At 70.5% G+C, this 17,776-nt stretch carries 8 protein-coding genes; 6 read left to right on the top strand and 2 right to left on the bottom strand.

The window, feature by feature from the left end:
* Positions 1-107 precede the first annotated feature (107 nt).
* The 6 genes from ACIBK8_RS24640 (at position 108) to ACIBK8_RS24615 (ending at position 16,344) form a co-directional block, all read left to right on the top strand.
* Positions 108-1,034 (top strand): sterol desaturase family protein, encoded by a 927-nt coding sequence (locus tag ACIBK8_RS24640; RefSeq protein WP_399044014.1) that lies wholly within the window; start codon positions 108-110, stop codon positions 1,032-1,034.
* A 108-nt stretch (positions 1,035-1,142) separates the two neighbouring features.
* A complete protein-coding gene (locus ACIBK8_RS24635; protein WP_399044013.1) occupies positions 1,143-10,583 on the top strand; it encodes an amino acid adenylation domain-containing protein in 9,441 nt (3,146 codons plus the stop codon).
* A complete protein-coding gene (locus ACIBK8_RS24630; protein WP_399044012.1) occupies positions 10,573-12,249 on the top strand; it encodes a phytoene desaturase family protein in 1,677 nt (558 codons plus the stop codon). Before ACIBK8_RS24635 ends, ACIBK8_RS24630 begins: the two co-directional genes overlap by 11 nt.
* A 50-nt stretch (positions 12,250-12,299) precedes the next feature.
* Positions 12,300-14,000 (top strand): phytoene desaturase family protein, encoded by a 1,701-nt coding sequence (locus tag ACIBK8_RS24625; RefSeq protein WP_399044099.1) that lies wholly within the window; start codon positions 12,300-12,302, stop codon positions 13,998-14,000.
* Positions 13,997-15,052, top strand: a complete 1,056-nt coding sequence (locus ACIBK8_RS24620; RefSeq protein ID WP_399044011.1) for an MDR family NADP-dependent oxidoreductase — start codon at positions 13,997-13,999, stop codon at positions 15,050-15,052. Before ACIBK8_RS24625 ends, ACIBK8_RS24620 begins: the two co-directional genes overlap by 4 nt.
* Positions 15,053-15,141: 89 nt before the next feature.
* Positions 15,142-16,344, top strand: a complete 1,203-nt coding sequence (locus tag ACIBK8_RS24615; protein WP_399044010.1) for a cytochrome P450 — start codon at positions 15,142-15,144, stop codon at positions 16,342-16,344.
* A 58-nt stretch (positions 16,345-16,402) separates the two neighbouring features.
* On the opposite strand, the gene ACIBK8_RS24610 is transcribed toward ACIBK8_RS24615, so the two are convergent.
* Both ACIBK8_RS24610 and ACIBK8_RS24605 read right to left on the bottom strand, forming a co-directional pair.
* Positions 16,403-17,023, bottom strand: coding sequence for an L-threonylcarbamoyladenylate synthase (locus ACIBK8_RS24610; RefSeq protein ID WP_393686811.1), 621 nt, complete (start codon positions 17,021-17,023; stop codon positions 16,403-16,405).
* Between the two features lie 88 nt (positions 17,024-17,111).
* Positions 17,112-17,690 (bottom strand): TetR/AcrR family transcriptional regulator, encoded by a 579-nt coding sequence (locus tag ACIBK8_RS24605; protein WP_399044009.1) that lies wholly within the window; start codon positions 17,688-17,690, stop codon positions 17,112-17,114.
* Positions 17,691-17,776: the final 86 nt, after the last annotated feature.

The following is a 17,776-nucleotide window of genomic DNA, read 5'->3' as shown; positions in this document are numbered from 1 at the left end:
GTGGTGGACCGCGCCGTGACGTGGCGGTCCACACCTCAAGCGGATCGCCGCAGCGGTGAGGACGTCACCTTTTTCCCTGTATCGCATCGCTCGCAGAGGTGCTACGGATGGAAGAGTTCGAACAGTCAGCCAGCAGCGAAATCGAGCCAGCCACATCCCAGCCGTTCACGAAGCGGATTTCGGATATTTCCCCGGGTTCCGTGCTGCGCGCGACCGCTTATCCAGTGCTTTTCCTGGCCACCCTTTCGGTGGCGATGACGGCACTGCGGTACCAGTGGGATCCCGCCCGGGTCAGCCCGATTTTCCTGATCGGCGTCGTCACCTATCTGGTGATTCTCGAACACCTGATTCCCTACGAGCGCGACTGGCGTCCCGATGCCGAGGAATGGCGTTGGTACGGCGTCTATTTCCTGCTCACCATGGCCGGCGGAGCGCTGGCGCAGGGGCTGGTGACGACCGCCGTCGGTGTGCTGTCGCCGGCCGACCCGGCGCTCGCGCTGTGGCAGGAGATCCCGTGCGCGCTGCTGAGCGGTTCGCTGACGGGGTACCTGGTGCACCGGCTGGCGCACACCCACGCATGGCTGTGGCGTCTGCACGGAGTGCACCACGTCCCGCAGAAGGTCAACGTCGCCAACAACGGCGTCAACCACGTCCTCGACATCGTCGTCGAGCAGGGCTGCGTCCAACTGGCCCTGGCGCTGGCCGGGTTCTCGCAGGAATCGGTGTTCGTGGTGGGCCTCTTCGTCGTCGCGCAGGGCTACTTCATCCACGCCGACATCGATGTCCGCTTCGGCTGGCTCAACCATGCGCTGGCCAGTCCTGAACAGCACCGGCTGCACCACAGCACCGCGCTGTCGCAAGCCGGCCACTACGGGGCCGACCTCTCGGTCTGGGACCACCTCTTCGGCAGCTTCACCTGGCGGCCCGGAATCAGGCCGGTCGCGGTCGGCCTCCGGGATCCCGGGTCGTTTCCCGGTACCGGCGAGATCATCGCCGCCCATCTCCACCCCTGGCGCCGTGCAAGGAAGGGCTGACCGCCGCCCACCTGGCCGGCCGTCCCCGAAGCACGCACCACCACTCATCATCCCCATATCCCTTCCCCCATCCCCAGTGCCGCGGCGCACGACGTGAGGAGTTCGACCATGACGGAGGCGCACGACGCTGCCGCACAGGGCAAAGTGGCCATCATCGGCATGGGCTGCCGGCTGCCCGGCGGCGCATCCGACCACCGCACGTTCTGGCGGAACCTGCTGGACGGCAAGGACTGCATCACACCGACCCCTGCCGACCGCTACGACGTCACCACGCTCGGCAGCCGGTTCAAAGACAAACCGGGGCGCCTGGTCGGTGGCCGCGGCGGATATATCGACGGCTTCGACGAGTTCGACCCCGCCTTCTTCGGCATCAGCCCGCGCGAGGCCGACCACATGGACCCGCAGCAGCGCAAGCTGCTGGAGGTGGCCTGGGAGGCCCTGGAGGACGGCGGACAGCGGCCCGCAGAGCTGGCCGGAGGCGAAGTCGGCGTGTTCGTCGGCGCGTTCACGCTCGACTACAAGATCCTCCAGTTCTCGGACCTCAGCTTCGAGTCGCTGGCCGCGCACACGGCGACCGGCACCATGATGACGATGGTGTCGAACCGCATCTCCTACTGCTTCGACTTCCGCGGCCCGAGCGTCTCGCTCGACTCCGCGTGCAGCTCGTCGCTGGTGGCCGTGCACCTCGCCTGCCAGAGCCTGAACCGCGGCGAGACCGGCATCGCGCTGGCCGGCGGGGCCCTGCTGCACATGGCACCGCAGTACACCATCGCCGAGACCAAGGGCGGATTCCTCTCCCCCGACGGCCGGTCGCGGACCTTCGACGCCTCGGCCAACGGCTACGTACGGGCCGAAGGGGTCGGCATCGTCGCGCTCAAGCGGCTGGAGGACGCCCTGCGTGACGGGGATCCGATCCACGCGGTGATCAGCGGCAGCGGCGTCAATCAGGACGGCCGCACCAACGGCATCACCGTGCCGAACCCGGACGCCCAGGTCACCCTCATCCAACGGGTCTGCGCCGAGGCCGGCATCACACCGGGCGACCTCCAGTACATGGAGGCGCACGGCACCTCGACGCCGGTCGGCGACCCCATCGAGGCCAACGCGCTGGGCCGCGCGCTGGCCCTCGGGCGGCGGCCCGGTGACCGCTGCTACGTCGGCTCGGTCAAGGCCAACATCGGGCACACCGAGTCGGCCGCCGGCATCGCCGGGCTGATCAAGGCCGCCCTGTGCCTCGAACACCGGCAGATCCCGCCCCACATCAACCTGGAGCACCTCAACCCCGCCATCGAACAGGACGCCCTGCCGTACGAGTTCCCCGACCGGGTGACCGCATGGCCCGCGCACGAGGGCACCGCACGAGCCGGGGTGAACTCGTTCGGCTTCGGCGGCACCAACGCGCACGTCCTCCTGGAGGCGGCGCCCCCGCAGCGCCCCGCCGAACGCCCCGCAGCGGCGGAGCAACGGGACTGGACCATCCTGCCGCTGAGCGCGCGGACCGCGGACAGCCTCCCCGAGGTGGCCGCGGGCATCCGCGAGGAACTGGCCGGTGCCCACGGGGCCGCGGTGTCGCTGACCGACATCGGCCACACCCTCGCCCACCGCCGTCAGCACCACGCCGCGCGCCTGTCCGTCGTCCACTCGTCGCGCGATTCCCTGGACGAGGCGCTCGCCGCCTACACGCGCGGCGAGCCCCATCCCCGGGTGCTCCAGGGCCAGCAGCGGGACGCCGCGCAGCGCCGCCTGGTCTGGGTGTTCACCGGCATGGGGCCCCAGTGGTGGGGCATGGGCCGCGAGCTGTTCGCGAACGAGCCGGTCTACCGCGAGGTGATCACCCGCTGCGACGAGGAGATCCGCAGGCAGGCGGGCTGGTCGCTGATCGAGGAGATGAACGCCGACGAGGGCGCGTCGCGGATGGCCGAGACCTGGCTCGCGCAGCCCGCCAACTTCGCGCTGCAGATCGGCCTGGCGGCGATGTGGCGCGCGTACGGCGTGCGCCCCGACGCCGTGGTCGGCCACAGCACCGGCGAGATCGCGGCCTTCTACGAGGCGGGGGTCTACACCCTGGAGGACGCGGTCAGGATCGCCCTGCACCGCAGCCGCCTCCAGCAACTGCTGGCCGGCACCGGCACCATGCTCGCCGTGAGCCTCTCCGAGGCGGAGGCGGAGCGCCACGTCGCGCCGTACGGCGACCGGGTATCGGTGGCCGCGGTCAACAGCCCCACCGCGATCACCCTCGCCGGGGACGAGGACGCGCTGACGGAGCTGGCGGCCGAGCTGGGCGCCGAGCAGGTCTTCGCCAAGTTCCTTTCCGTGCGCGTCCCGTACCACAGCGCCTCCATGGAGGCGATCAAGGACGAGCTGCTGTCCTCGCTGGCCGGGCTCACGCCGCAGGCCGCTCAGGTGCCGCTGTATCTGACCGGTGACGACGGTGTGGCGCGCGGCCCCGAACTGGACGCGGGCTACTGGTGGAAGAACGTCCGCGACCGGGTCCGCTTCCGCGCCGCGGTCGACCGCATCGCCGATGACGGCTACGGCCTCTTCCTGGAGATCGGCCCGCACCCGGTGCTCGGCCACTCCATCCGCGAATGCCTCGAAGCCAAGCGCCTCGACGGCAAGGACGCCGAGGACCTCAAGGACAGCACGCTGCCGTCGATCCGCCGTCAGGAGGACGAACCGGAGCGCTTCGCCGCCTCGTTGGCGATGCTGCACAACCTCGGCGTCGGCATCCGCTGGGACGTGCTGCACCCCGCGGGCCGGACGGTCCCCCTGCCGCGCTACCCGTGGAAGCGGGACCGCTACTGGACCGAGCCCGCGTCCGTCGAACAGGTCAGGCTCGGACGCCTCGACCACCCGCTGCTGGGCCGCCGCACGGCGCACGCCGAACCGACGTGGGAGGCGCGGCTCGACGTCGAGACCCTGCCCTACCTCGCCGACCACCGGATCCAGGACACCGTGGTGTGCCCCGCGGCCGGCTACCTGGAGATGGCGATGCAGGCGGTGCGGGCGGTGACCGGCGGCACGCACGTCGCGCTGTCCGGCATCGAGCTGCGCAAGGCGCTGTTCCTGCCCGACGAGGACAGCAGGACGGTGCAGCTGTCCCTCTGCATGGAGAACGCCGGGTTCACCATCGCGTCGCTGCCGGACGCGGACGGCGAACCGGTCGTGCACGCGAACGGCGTGGTACGCGCCGGGCAGCGCCGGTCGTACGGCCCCGCGCTGGACGCCGACGCGATCCGCGCGCGCAGCCTGCGCCGATTGGACGGGGATGACTGCTACGCGGCGCTTGCCGCACTCGGGTACCACTACGGCCCCGCCTTCCAGGCCATCGACGAGGTGTGGTTCGGGCCCGACGAGGTCCTTGCCCGGCTGCGTCCCACCGCGGGACTCGGCGAGGACTCCGCCCGTCACCACTTCCATCCCGTACTCCTCGACGCCTGCTTCCAGTCGCTGCTGACCCCCCAGCTCCTGGAGGCACACGAGGAGGGCGCAACCGGCATCCGTCTGCCCCTGTCGATCGACGAGGTGTGCGCGGGGCCCGTCGGCGACCAGCCGCTCTGGGTGCACGCCACCGTCACCCGTCGCGACGAGGAGGAGCTGGTCGGCGACCTCACCGTGTACGGCGAAGGCGGCGAACCGCTCGGCCGGATCGGCGGGTTCCGCGCGGCCGACGTGGAGAAGGCGTCGACCACGGTCAGCCGGAGCACCATCGACTCCTGGCTGGCCGAGACCGTCTGGACCGACCGTCCGCTCGACGCGGCCGTGGCCGGAGAGGAGAACGGCCAGGTCGCGGGCAGCGGCACGGACACGCCGTCCGGACCCGGATCCTGGCTGGTCTTCGCGGACGCCGAAGGGCTCGGCGACGAGCTGGCGGCCCAGGTCGGCGCGCGAGGCGAACGCTGCCACGTGGTGCGGCCCGGTGACACCTACGGCCAGGAGGGCCGGGAGTTCACGGTCGTGCCGGGCTCCGTCGAGCACCTGGAGCGGCTCTTCGCCGATCTGCGCAGGCAGGGCGAGGAGCCGCCCGGCGCCCTCGTGCACCTGTGGAACCTCGATCTGCCGTCGATCGACGGCACCGCGCGGGCCGACTTCGAGCGGCACGTCAGCGCCGGCTCCTACTCGCTGATCGCGCTGGCCCGCGCGCTGCTGTCCGGCGGGACCGGCGGCCGGCTGCACATCGTCACACGCGGTGCGCAGGCCGTCCGGCCCGGCGATGCCGTGGAGCCGCTGGGCGCGCCCGCGTGGGGTGTCGGCCGGGTGCTGTGGCACCAGGAACTGACCGGCAACCGCGGCAAGTTGATCGACCTCGACCCGGAAGGGGACCGCGGCGCCGCCGGGCTCCGCGATGCGGCGGCCGAGCTGCTGCGCGAGGTGCTGACCGATGACGAGGAAGAGATCGCGCTGCGCGGCGAGCGGCGCCTCACCAGCCGGCTGCGGCCCGCCGACGAGCTGACCAGGCCGCTGCCGCTGCGGCTGCGCGCCGACGGAAGTTACCTGGTGACCGGCGCCTTCGGGGCACTCGGTCGGCTGCTGTGCCGCACGCTGGTCAGACGCGGTGCACGCCGTCTGATCCTGATGGGCCGCAGCCGGCTGCCGGAGCGCGAGCAGTGGCGGGGGCTCGATCCCGCCACGCCGGAAGGCCGGGCCGTGGCGTTCCTCAAGGAGCTGGAGGCGCTCGGTGCGCAGCCCGTCCTGGCGCCGGTCGACCTGACCGACGAGGACGCGCTGACCGGCTGGCTCCAGGACCACAGGCGCGGCGACCCGCCGCCCATCCGGGGCGTGTTCCACCTGGCGGGCCAGGTGCGCGACACACTGATCACGGACATGGACCGGTCCACCTTCGACGCGGTCCACGACCCGAAGGCCGTCGGCGCGTATCTGCTGCACCGGCACCTGCGGGACGAGCCGCTGGAGCACTTCGTCCTGTTCGCCTCGATCGCGTCGCTGCTGACGACGGCGGGGCAGACCAACTACGCGGCGGGCAACGCCTTCCTGGACGCGCTGGCCCACCACCGCCGCGCGCAGGGCCTGCCGGCGCTGAGCGTGGACTGGGGCCCGTGGGCGACCGGCATGATCGAGGAGCTGGGTCTCGTCGAGCACTACCTGCACAGCCGCGGCATGAGTTCGCTGTCGCCCGAGGCGGGCATGGCGGTGCTCGAACGCGTCATGGGTCAGGACCGTGCGCAATTGCTCGTCGCGACGGTCGTCGACTGGCCGGTCTTCCTGGCCTGGTACTCCTCGCCACCACCGCTGGTGTCCGAGCTGGCCGCGGCCTCGCAAGGGCCGGCGGGTGAGGAGGGCAACGGATTCCTCGACACCCTTCGCGAAGCCGGTGCCCAGGAGCGCAGGTCGCTGGTGGCCGAGCGGTTCACCGCACTGGTCGCCTCGGTGCTACGGGCCGCTCCCGAGCAGGTCGATCCGTCGGCCGGGCTCAATGTCCTGGGGCTCGACTCGCTGCTGGCGATGGAGCTGCGGGCCAGGGTCCACACGGAGTTCAAGGTCGCGCTGCCGGTGGTCGCGCTGCTGAGCGGCACCCCGGTCGGTGAGCTGGTGACGCAGCTCGACGACGGTCTGGCCGAGCTGATGGCGGCCGACGACGGGGGCGGCGACGCCGGGGCCCTGGAGCTGTACGAGGACGAGCGGGAGTATCCGCTGACGCAGAACCAGAAGGCTCTGTGGTTCCTCAAGCAGCTCAACCCCACGGGCTACGCCTACAACATCGGCGGCGCGGTGGAGGTGCGGGTCGCGCTCGAACCCGAGGTGATGTTCGAGGCGGTCCGCCGTCTGATCGCCCGCCATCCGGCACTGCGCACCAACTTCCTGCTGGACGAAGGGCAGCCGGTGCAGCGGGTGTCGCCCGATGCCACCGCGGACGTCGCCCTGTTCGACGTGCAGGGGCAGGAGTGGGACGACATCCACCGGGTGATCGTCGAGGAGTACCGCAAGCCCTACGACCTCGAACGCGATCCGCTGGTCCGCTTCCGCCTGTTCAAGCGCGGCGAGGACCGGTGGGTGATCATGAAGGCCGTCCACCACATCGTCTCGGACGCGATCTCGACGTTCACCTTCATCGAGGAACTGCTCGCGCTCTACGAGGGGTTGCGCCACGGGCAGGAGCCCACGCTGCCCCCGCTGCAGGCCCGCTACCTCGACTTCCTCAACCAGCAGAACCGCTTCCTGGCCGGCCGCGAGGCCAACGGGATGCTCGACTACTGGCGCTCGCATCTGCCGGACCAGGTCCCGCTGCTCGACCTGCCCGTCGACAAGCCACGCCCGGCCGTGCAGACGCACAACGGCGCCTCCGAGTTCTTCGTGCTCGACACGGAACTCAGCGCCCGCGTCCACACCCTGGCGCGCGAGCACCACGTGACCCCGTTCATGGTGCTGCTCAGCGCGTACTACGTCCTGCTGCACCGCTACTCCGGGCAGGACAACCTCATCGTCGGCAGCCCGGTGACCGGCCGCACCCAGCAGGAATTCAGCCCCGTCTACGGGTACTTCGTCAACCCGCTGCCGCTGCACGCCGACCTGTCGGGCGGCCCTTCGGTCGCCGAGCTGCTGGAGCAGGTCCGCACGACCGTGCTGAACGGCCTCGACAACCAGGAGTACCCGTTCGTCCTGCTGGTCGAGAAGCTGGGCCTGCAGCACGATCCGAGCCGCTCCGCGGTCTTCCAGGCGATGTTCATCCTCCTCACCCACAAGGTCGCCACGGAGAAGTACGGCTACCGGCTGGAGTACATCGAACTGCCCGAGGAGGAGGGCCAGTTCGACCTGACGCTGTCGGCGTACGAGGACGAGGCGGAGCGGCGTTTCCACTGCGTGTTCAAGTACAACACCGACCTGTTCCTGCCGGAGACGATGCGGCGGATGGCGTCGCACTACGTCAACCTGCTGGACGCGATGACCCGGGCGCCGGGCGAGCGGCCCACCACCGGCCTCGACATGCTGGACGCACCGGAGCGTGCGCGGCTGATCGACGACTGGAGCGGTGCCGGCCGGCTGGCGCTGCCGCCCGGCGGCACGGACCGCGAGTCGGAGCCCGGCACTGAAACGGACCTGCCGGTGCACGCCCTGATCGCCAGGGCAGCCGCCGCGCACCCCGATGCGGTGGCCGTCTCGGCGCCCTCCCTCGACGGCGCGACCCGGCGGCTGACCTACCGGGAACTGGAGGCCAGGGCAGGCCGGTTGGCCCGCCTGCTGCGGGCGCGTGGCGTCGGGGCGGGCTCGGTGGTCGCGCTGCGCCTGGACAAGTCGCCCGAGCTGATCGTCGCGCTGCTGGCGGTCCTCAAGACGGGCGGCGCCTATCTGCCGCTCGAACCCGGCCATCCGGCGGACCGCATCGCCCGGATGGTGCACACCGCCGGGGTCTCGCTCGTGGTCGTCGGTGACGGTGACGTCCTGGCGGCGGCGAGCGGGCTGCCCGCCGATGTGGTGAGCCTGGGCGGGCTGCTGGACGCGGACACGGAGGCGTCCGGTGACGTTCCGGCGGATCCGGTCGACATGGACGCCCCGGCGTACGTCATCCACACCTCGGGTTCCACCGGGCGCCCCAAGGCGGTACAGGTCAGCCACCGCAACCTTGCATCGGCGTACGGCGCGTGGCTCCAGGAGTACCGCCTGGAGAGCGACGTGCGGGTGCATCTCCAGATGGCCGCGCCGTCGTTCGACGTCTTCACCGGTGACCTGGTGCGGGCGCTGTGCTCCGGCGGCAGCCTGGTGCTGGCCGACCGTGACCTGCTGTTCGACACCGCCCGCCTGTACCGGACGATGCGTCAGGAGCAGGTGGACTGCGGCGAGTTCGTGCCCGCCGTGGTGCGCGGCCTGATGGACCACTGCGAGCGGGAGGGGCTGTGCCTCGACTTCATGCGGCTGCTGGTCGTCGGCTCGGACGCCTGGAAGGTCGCGGAGTACCGGCGGCTCGGCGACCTGTGCGGCCCGCGGACCCGCGTGGTCAATTCGTACGGCGTCACCGAGGCGACCATCGACAGTGCGTACTTCGAGGGGCCCGTCGACGACCTGGAGCCCGGCCGGATGGTGCCGATCGGGCGGCCCCTGCCGAACAGCACGCTGCACATCCTCGACGAGCGCGGCGAGCCGGTGCCGCCCGGTGTACCGGGTGAACTGTGGATCGGCGGGCACGGCGTCGCGATCGGGTACGCCGGGGATCCGGAACAGACCGCGGAGCGGTTCGTGACCCGCGCCCTGGGGCGCGAGCCGGAGCGGCTGTACCGCAGCGGCGATGTCGCGCGGTGGGACGCGGAGGGCCGGGTGCATGTGCTCGGGCGGATCGACAACCAGGTCAAGCTGCGGGGCCACCGCATCGAGATCGGTGAGATCGAGGCGCAGCTGGCGCAGTGGCCGGGTCTTGCGCGGGCGGTGGTCGCGGTACGCACGGACACCGGCGGCGAGGCCGCACTGTGTGCCTACTGCGTGCCGGCCAACGGCACGGCCCTGGACCGGCGCGAGCTGCGCCGCTACCTCGCCGGGTATCTGCCGACGTACATGATCCCTTCGTACTTCGTGGAGCTGCCCCAACTGCCGCTGACGCAGAGCGGCAAGGTGGACGTCGCCGCGTTGCCCGCGCCACGGTTCGACGGGGGCGAGGAGCCCCACGAGGAGCCGGTGACGCGGTACGAAGTGAGCATGGCCCGGCAGTGGCAGAAGCTGCTCGGGTTGGAGCGGGTCGGCCTTGAGCAGGACTTCTTCGAGGTGGGCGGCAGTTCGATCAAGCTGATCGAGCTGATCCACCACCTGCGGACGGAGTTCGGCGTCAGCATCCCCGTCAGCCGCCTGTACCAGGTCACGACCCTGCACGGCATGGCACAGACCGTGGAGCAACTCCTGCACAGCGAGGCCGCCGACGAACTGCCGTATCTGAGTTTCAACGGCCCGGGGACCACGGTCTTCTGCTTCCCGCCCGCGGGCGGCCACGGCCTTGTCTACCGCGAGTTCGCGGCGCGGCTGCCGCAGCACCGGCTCATCGCCTTCAACTACGTGCCGGGTGACGACAAGGTGAGGCGCTACGCGGACCTGGTCGAGTCGCTCCAGCCGGAGGGCCCGTGCCTGCTGCTCGGCTACTCCCTCGGCGGCAACCTCGCGTTCGAGACGGCCAAGGAGCTGGAGAGCCGCGGGCGCCGGGTGGCACACGTGGTGATCCTGGACTCGCTGCGCATCGTGGAGCCCTACGTCGCCGGCCCCGAGCACATCGAGGCATTCGAGGCCGAACTGGGCGAGCACCTGCTCAAGCACACCGGCTCGGAGGTCGTCGCGCAGGACGTGCTCGATCACGCGGCGGAGTACCTGGCCTTCTGCGGGCGCACCCCGAACCTCGGGACGGTGGCCGCGGCGGTCAGCGTGATCACCGACGAGGAGAAGACCGCGCTCTACGCGTCCGACGAGCGCGGCACCTGGCACGGCAGCTCGACCGGCGGCACCGCGGTGCTGCGCGGCTCCGGCACGCACGCCGACATGCTCGACCCCAAGCACCTCACCCACAACGTGAACCTGGTGCTCGGCATCCTGGCGGGGGGCGAGATCCATGCCGGATGACCGCGAGCCTGACTGGAGCGAGCGCGGCTCGGGCGGCAGGCCCCGGGTCATCGTCATCGGCGCGGGAGTCGGCGGCATGTCCACCGGCAGCTACGCGCAGATGAGCGGGATGCGGACCCGCATCTTCGAGAAGCACGTACTGCCCGGAGGCTGCTGCACGGCGTGGTCACGCGACGGCTACATCTTCGACTACTGCATCGAGTGGCTGATCGGTACGGCCGCCGGCAACGAGGCGCATCAGGTGTGGCGGGAGCTGGGGGCGCTCGACGGCAAGTCGATCACCAATTTCGACCTGTTCAACCAGGTCACCGACGAGAGCGGCCGTTCGGTGACGTTCTACAACGACCCGGACCGGCTGGAGCGGCACCTGCTGGATCTGTCGCCCGCCGACGCGCGGCCGATCCGCGCGTTCTGCCGGGATCTGCGGCGGTTCCTGGACATCGAGCTGTATCCCTTCCTGACGCCGCCCCCGCTGCGGAGCGTGCGGGAGAAGGCGGCCCTGCTGCGGACCGTGCTGCCGGCGTTCCGTCTGTTCTGGCGTACCGCGGCGCTGCCGATGCACACCTTCGCCGACCGGTTCCAGGACCCGCTGCTGCGCCGGGCGTTCCGGAACATCTTCTTCCAGGACCCGGAGGGCTTCCCGCTGCTGCCCTACCTGTTCAACATGGCCAGCGCCTACCACCACAACGCCGGTTTCCCGCAAGGCGGTTCGCTGGGCCTGGCCCGGTCGATCGAGGAGCGGTACACGTCGTTGGGCGGTGAGATCACCTACCGTGCGCGGGTCGAGCGGATCCTGGTGGAGGACGACCGCGCGGTCGGCATCGAACTCCGCAACGGCAAGCGGTTCTACGCCGACCACGTGGTGGCGGCCTGCGACGGGCACACCGCCATCTACGGGCTGCTCGACGGCCGGTACACGGGGCCGCGGATCGACAAGCTCTACGAGGAGGTCCTGGACCGTCCCGGGGCCCTCTTCCCCGCCGTCGTCTCGGCCTTCGTCGGCATCAAGGGCGACCTCCCGGCCGGTGACGCGCACAGCACCACGTATCTGCTGACCGACGAGGAGGCCGCCGAACTGCCGGGGGCGCTCCAGAAGAGCCTGGTGGTGCAGTTGCGTTCGCGCTACTCGGACGGCTTCGCCCCGGAGGGGAAGTCGGTGGTGCACTGCACCTACTTCAGCGACTTCTCCTACTGGAAGAACCTGCGCGGCAGCAACCGCAAGGAGTACTGGGCGCAGAAGCGCAGGGTGGCCGACTTCGTGCGGAGCTTCCTGGAGCGCAAGTGGCCCGGCACCGGTGAACGGATCGACGTGGTCGACGTGGCGTCGCCGGCCACCACCAAGCGCTACACGGGCAACTTCAACGGCAGCATCCTGGCCTGGAAGGCGTTCTCCGAAGCCGACGACGTGGCGGCCAAGTTGGTGGCCAAGGACCGGATGCGGCTGCCGGGGCTGAGCGGGTTCTCCATGGCCGGGCAGTGGGTGGGCCTCGGCGGTCTGATCCGCGCCGCGTCGACCGGCAGGTTCGCGGCCCAGTACCTGTGCGAGGAGATGGGCCTGGAGTTCAGGGCGTGGGAGAGCACCGGCAACGAACCGTGGCATCCGGGGAAGCTGGGGCATCTGCCGCAGCTCGACCGGTGGTCCGCGCGTGGGAAGGCAGGCGCGTGAGCGGCGGGGAGGCGCCGGGCACGGCGCGGCCGGAGCACGGCAGAGAGACGATGATCATCATCGGTGCGGGCCTCGGCGGCCTGTCCACCGGCTGCTACGCGCAGATGAACGGCTACCGGACCCGGATCCTGGAGATGCACGAGATCCCCGGCGGCTGCTGCACGGCCTGGGAGCGGGGCGACTTCACCCTCGACTGCTGCATCAGCTGGCTGCTCGGCAGCGGTCCGGGGAACGAGATGCACCAGATCTGGCTCGAACTGGGCGCGCTGCAGGGCAAGGAGGTGCGCCACTTCGACGTGTTCAACATCGTGCGCGGCCAGGACGGCAGGGCCGTCCACTTCTACTCCGACCCGGACCGGCTGGAAGCGCATCTGACCGCCATCTCACCGGTCGACGCCAAGCTGATCAGGCGGTTCTGCCAGTCGCTGCGCAAGTTCCGCAAGTGCCTGGAGGTGTACCCGTTCCTCAAGCCGGTCGGGCTGATGGGGACGGTCGAACGCTGGCGGATGCTGGCGTCGTTCATCCCGTACTTCAACACCATCCGCACGTCGATCACCGAGCTGATGACGGACTTCTCGTCGAAGTTCCAGGACCCGCTGCTGCGCGAGGCGTTCAACTTCATCCTGTACGAGAAGCACCCGGCGTTCCCGGTGCTGCCGTTCCTCTTCCAGCTGGCCTCGCACGCGAACCTGTCGGCCGGCGTCCCCGAGGGCGGCTCCCTCGGGCTCGCCGAGTCGATCGAGCAGCGTTACCGGCGGCTCGGCGGCGAGGTGACGTACAACGCCAAGGTCGAGGAGATCCTGGTCGAGGACGACCGTGCGATCGGGGTACGCCTCAGCGACGGGCAGGAGGTGTACGCCGACATCGTGGTCTCGGCCTGCGACGGATACACCACGACGATGAAGTTCCTCAAGGGCCGCTATCTCAACGAGACCTACCGCCATCTCTACACCGAGACCATCCACGAGCCCGGCATGGTCTTCCCCGGCTACTTCACGCTCTTCCTCGGCCTGCGGCGCCCCTTCCCCGAAGGGGAACCCTGCACGACGTACCTGCTCGACGAGGACATGGCCGCCGAGCTGACCGGAATCCGCCACCCGAGCATCAACGTCCAGTTCCGCAACCGGCATTACCCGGAACTCTCCCCCGAGGAGACGACCGTCGTCTACGCCACCTATTTCTGTGACATCGCGCCCTGGCGCGCCCTGGACGAGGGGGCGGAGCAGATCAGCCGCACCCGTGGGGGCCAGGAGGTGCACACCTTGCCGGTGCGCCACGGGCGTGGTTACTACGCGGCGAAGCGGCGGGCGCGCATGGCGCTGGTGCGGTTCCTGGAGGAGCGGTACCCGGGCATCGAGGACGCCATCGCGGTGCGTGACGTGTCCAGCCCGCTGACGCAGGTGCGCTACACGGGCAACTACAACGGGACCGTGCTCGGCTGGCAGCCGTTCGTGGAGAGCGGCGAGACGCTGGAAGAGCTGATCAAGAAGCACGGGCCAGGACTGCCAGGGTTGGCGAACTTCTACCAGTCCGGTGTCTGGGCGACGACGGGCGGCCTGATCCGGGCCGCCGCCGCCGGCCGGCACGTCATGCAGTTCATCTGCCGCGACGACGGGCGGCCCTTCACCGCCTCCGTCGACGAGACCGGGCCGCTGCCGACGCACCGGGTCATTCCGGTCGGGGTGCGCGTGCCCCCGCCCGCCCGCGAAGCGGTCAGGACAGCCGTCACCACAGAAAAGGACGCGACATGAAGAGCAAAAAATGGGTGGTCCGCGAGCACGTCGAGGGTGTGCCCGATATCGGCCGGGTCTACGAGCAGGTCACCGAGGACGTGGGCGGGAATCTCGCGCCCGACGAGATGCTGCTGAAGACCCTGTATGTGTCGGTCGACCCGTATTTGCAGGGCATCGCGATGGACACCCCGCTCGGTATGCACATGGGGGCCGACTCGGTCATGGAGGTGATCGACGCCGGCCCGCAGGCGGCCCACCGGGTCGGTGACCTGGTGCAGGGGTTCGGTGGCTGGCGCGAGTACCTCGTCAGCAACGGCGAACCGCGGCTGTGGCAGACCGGGACGTTCCCGATGGTCTTCCCCGCCTACCGCCGGCTGGATCCGCAGTGGTTCGACGCGGCGCTGCCCCTGGAGACGGCGCTGAGCGTGATGGGCGGCCCCGGTATGACGGCCTGGGGGACGCTGAGCAAGTTCATGACGATCCGCCCCGACGACACCCTCGTGATCAGTGGGGCGTCGGGCGCCGTGGGGTCGCTGGTCGGCCAGTTGGCCAAGCGCGCCGGGGCGCGGGTGGTGGGCTCCACGTCCACCCCGGAGAAGGCGGAGCGTCTGACCCGGCTCGGCTTCGACGAGGTCATCACCTACCGGCACGGTGACGACGCCGACACGGTGCGCCAGGCGCTCAGGAAGGCCGCGCCCGACGGGGTCGACAAGTACTTCGACAATCTGGGCGGCACCGTGACCGACACGGTGTTCTCGCTGCTCAACGTCGGCAGCCAGGTGGCGGTCTGCTGGCAGTGGGCGACGCAGGTCGGCCGGGAGGGTGTCGGGCCGCGGCTGCTGCCCTACATCATGTTCCCGCGGACCACCATCCGCGGCATCTTCTCGCTCGAATGGTTCACGGACGAGAACTGGGCGGCGCTCCACACCGAGTTGGGCGGCATGGTCCGCCGCGGCGAGGTCACCTGCGAGCACACCGTCCACCACGGCTTCGACAACATCCCGGCGGCTTACGGGAGCCTGTACCGGGACCGGGCGGCCAGCCGGGGCAAGGTCCTTGTCAAGCTGTGAAGAGGGCGCCAACTCCGCTGTGCAACAACGGAGTTGGCGCCTTGTCGCCTTCCTCCACACCGCCCTACCGCCACGGACAAGGAGGTACCGTGTCCGCCGCAGACCCCACCACGGAAACGGTCGAACAGCCGCTGCTCCCGCTGCACCGCGTGGATTTCGGCGAGTCAGGCCCGCCGCAGCCCACCACTCTGCCCGACGGCAGCCCGGCCTGGCTGGTGACCCGGCACCACGACGTGCAGCAGGTACTCAGCGACGCGCGGTTCGGCCGGGCCCAGCTCTACGGGCCCGACGCCCCGCCCGTCTCGGACGTGCCCAACCTCGTCAACAATCCCGACCTGCTGTTCAACCAGGACGGGCCCGACCACATCCGGCTGCGCCGCACCTTCCGCCGGGCGTTCACCCCGCGGGCCGTCGCGCGCTGGCGTCCCTGGATCGCCGCCATGGTGGACGGCTGCCTGGACGAACTGGCCCGCAGTGAACCGCCGGTGGATCTGGTCGCCGGTTTCACCCTGCCGCTGCCGATCTCGGTGATCAGTGAGCTGATGGGCCTCGACGCGCGGGCGCAGGGCCGGTTGCGGCACTGGACCAAGTACGCCTTCTCGGACGGTTCGCACTCCCCTGACGAGATCGGCGCCGCGCTGGAGGAGTTCGCCGCGTTCGCCGCCGAACTGATCGGCGAGCGGCGGCGCAACCCCGGTGACGACCTCGTCAGCAGCCTGGTCCAGGCCGGGGACGCGGAGGGCGGCATTCCCGAGGCGCAGCTCGTCAGCCTGGTGTGCGGCCTGGCGGTGGGCGGCCATGACAGCACGATGACGATGCTCGGCAACTGCCTGCTCTACCTGCTCGGTGAGCGGCCGGAGTGCTGGCCGCGTCTGGGATCGGACGAGAAGGCGGCCGAGTTGGCGGCCGAGCGGCTGCTGCACCTGATCCCGCTGGGCGACGACCGGGGCAGCATCCGCCATGCGTCCGAAGACGCCGAGGTCGGGGGCGTGGTCATTCCGGCCGGATCGGTGGTGGTCGCCGACTGCGGCACGGCCAACCGGGATCCCGCCGTCTTCCCGGCCCGGCCGTTCGACGACCTGTTCGCCCCGCTGGAGGGGGCCAACATCGCGTTCGGGGCCGGGCCGCACTACTGCCTGGGTGCCTGGCTGGCCCGGCTGGAGTTGCAGCTCGCGCTGCACGGACTCGCCGCCCGCTTCCCCGGGCTGCGGCTCGCGGAGCCCGTCGAGGGTGTCGAGTGGCGTCTTGGCGCCACCTCGCGCAGTCCGTTGCGGCTGATGGTGACCTGGTAGGCCCGTCCCGGGGCGCCGCGCGGACGGTGTGTCCGGGCGGCGCCCCGGAAGAGGGCGGTTACTCGAACCGCGAGGTGTCGCCCGCTCCCCGGCGTACGATCTCGGCCTCGTCGCCGGAGAAGTCGATGACGGTGGTCGGCTCGGTGCCGCAGTCGCCCGAGTCGACCACGGCGTCCACGACGTGCTCAAGCCGTTCCTTGATCTCCCAGCCCTGCGTCAGCGGCTCGTCCTCGTCGGGCAGCAGCAGGGTGCTGGAGAGCAGCGGCTCGCCGAGTTCAGCGAGCAGGGCCTGGGCGACGACGTGGTCCGGGATCCGGACGCCGACCGTCTTCTTCTTGGGGTGCAGCAGCTTGCGCGGCACCTCCTTCGTCGCGGGCAGGATGAAGGTGTAACTGCCGGGTGTCGCCGCCTTGATGGCGCGGAACACGTCGTTGTCGACGTGCACGAACTGGCCGAGCTGCGCGAAGTTCTGGCACACCAGGGTGAAGTGGTGGCGATCGTCGAGGTTGCGGATCGAGCGGATCCGGTCGATGCCGTCGCGGCTGCCCAGCCGGCATCCCAGCGCGAAGCAGGAGTCCGTGGGATACGCGACGAGCGCGCCGGAACGGATGCTGTCCGCCACAGTGCTGATGGTGCGCCGCTGAGGGTTCTCGGGGTGCACGTCGAAATACTTCGCCATCCGTCGACCCTACGTGATGGGCGCCCGGCACACGGGCCGCGCGGGCGCCGTCGGCGGGGCCGTGCGCCGTGTTCCCTGCGGGGTGGGGTCAGGGGCCGGGTGCGCCGGTGCGCAGGCCGTCCATGACGAGGGTGATGAGGCGTCCGGCGCGGTGCTGCCACGGGCCGTGCGGGTCGATCTGCCACAGTCCCGCGATGGCGAGCAGGAAGTCGTCGGGGGTCACTCCTGGCCTGATGGTGCCGGCCTCCTCGTTCGCCTGGAGGAGGAGGGTGATGGCGGCGGTCACCGGGCCGTGGCCGAGTGCGGCCAGGCAGCCGTGTGCGCTGGTGGCCCGGCGCATCGCGTCGGCCAGGCCGGCCTTGGCCATGGCGTACCGGGCGAGGCGGTCCATCCACTCCCGCAGGGCCTGGTCGGGTGTCCGGGTCGCCAGCAGTTGGGATGCGGCGTCGGCCACCTGCTGGACTTCGTAGCGGTAGACCTCCAGGACGAGGGCCTCGCGGTGGGGGAAGTTGCGGTAGAACGTGGCCTGTCCGACGCCTGCCCGCTTCGCGATGGTGCTGAGGGGGACGTCGGCCGAGCGGGTCAGTTCCGCGAGCGCCGCCTCCAGGATGCGCTCGCGGTTGCGCTGGGCGTCCGAGCGCAGCGGTGCGTCTTTCCTCGGTGGCACTCGTCCTCCTTCCGGGATCCGGGAATCCACGGATGGATCGATCTTGCTAACCGGACACCTGTCCAGTAAGTTTCACACTAACGGAC

This window comes from Streptomyces sp. NPDC050161, from assembly GCF_044460025.1.
GTDB lineage: Bacteria > Actinomycetota > Actinomycetes > Streptomycetales > Streptomycetaceae > Streptomyces.
This window is presented reverse-complemented; position numbering and strand designations above follow the sequence as displayed.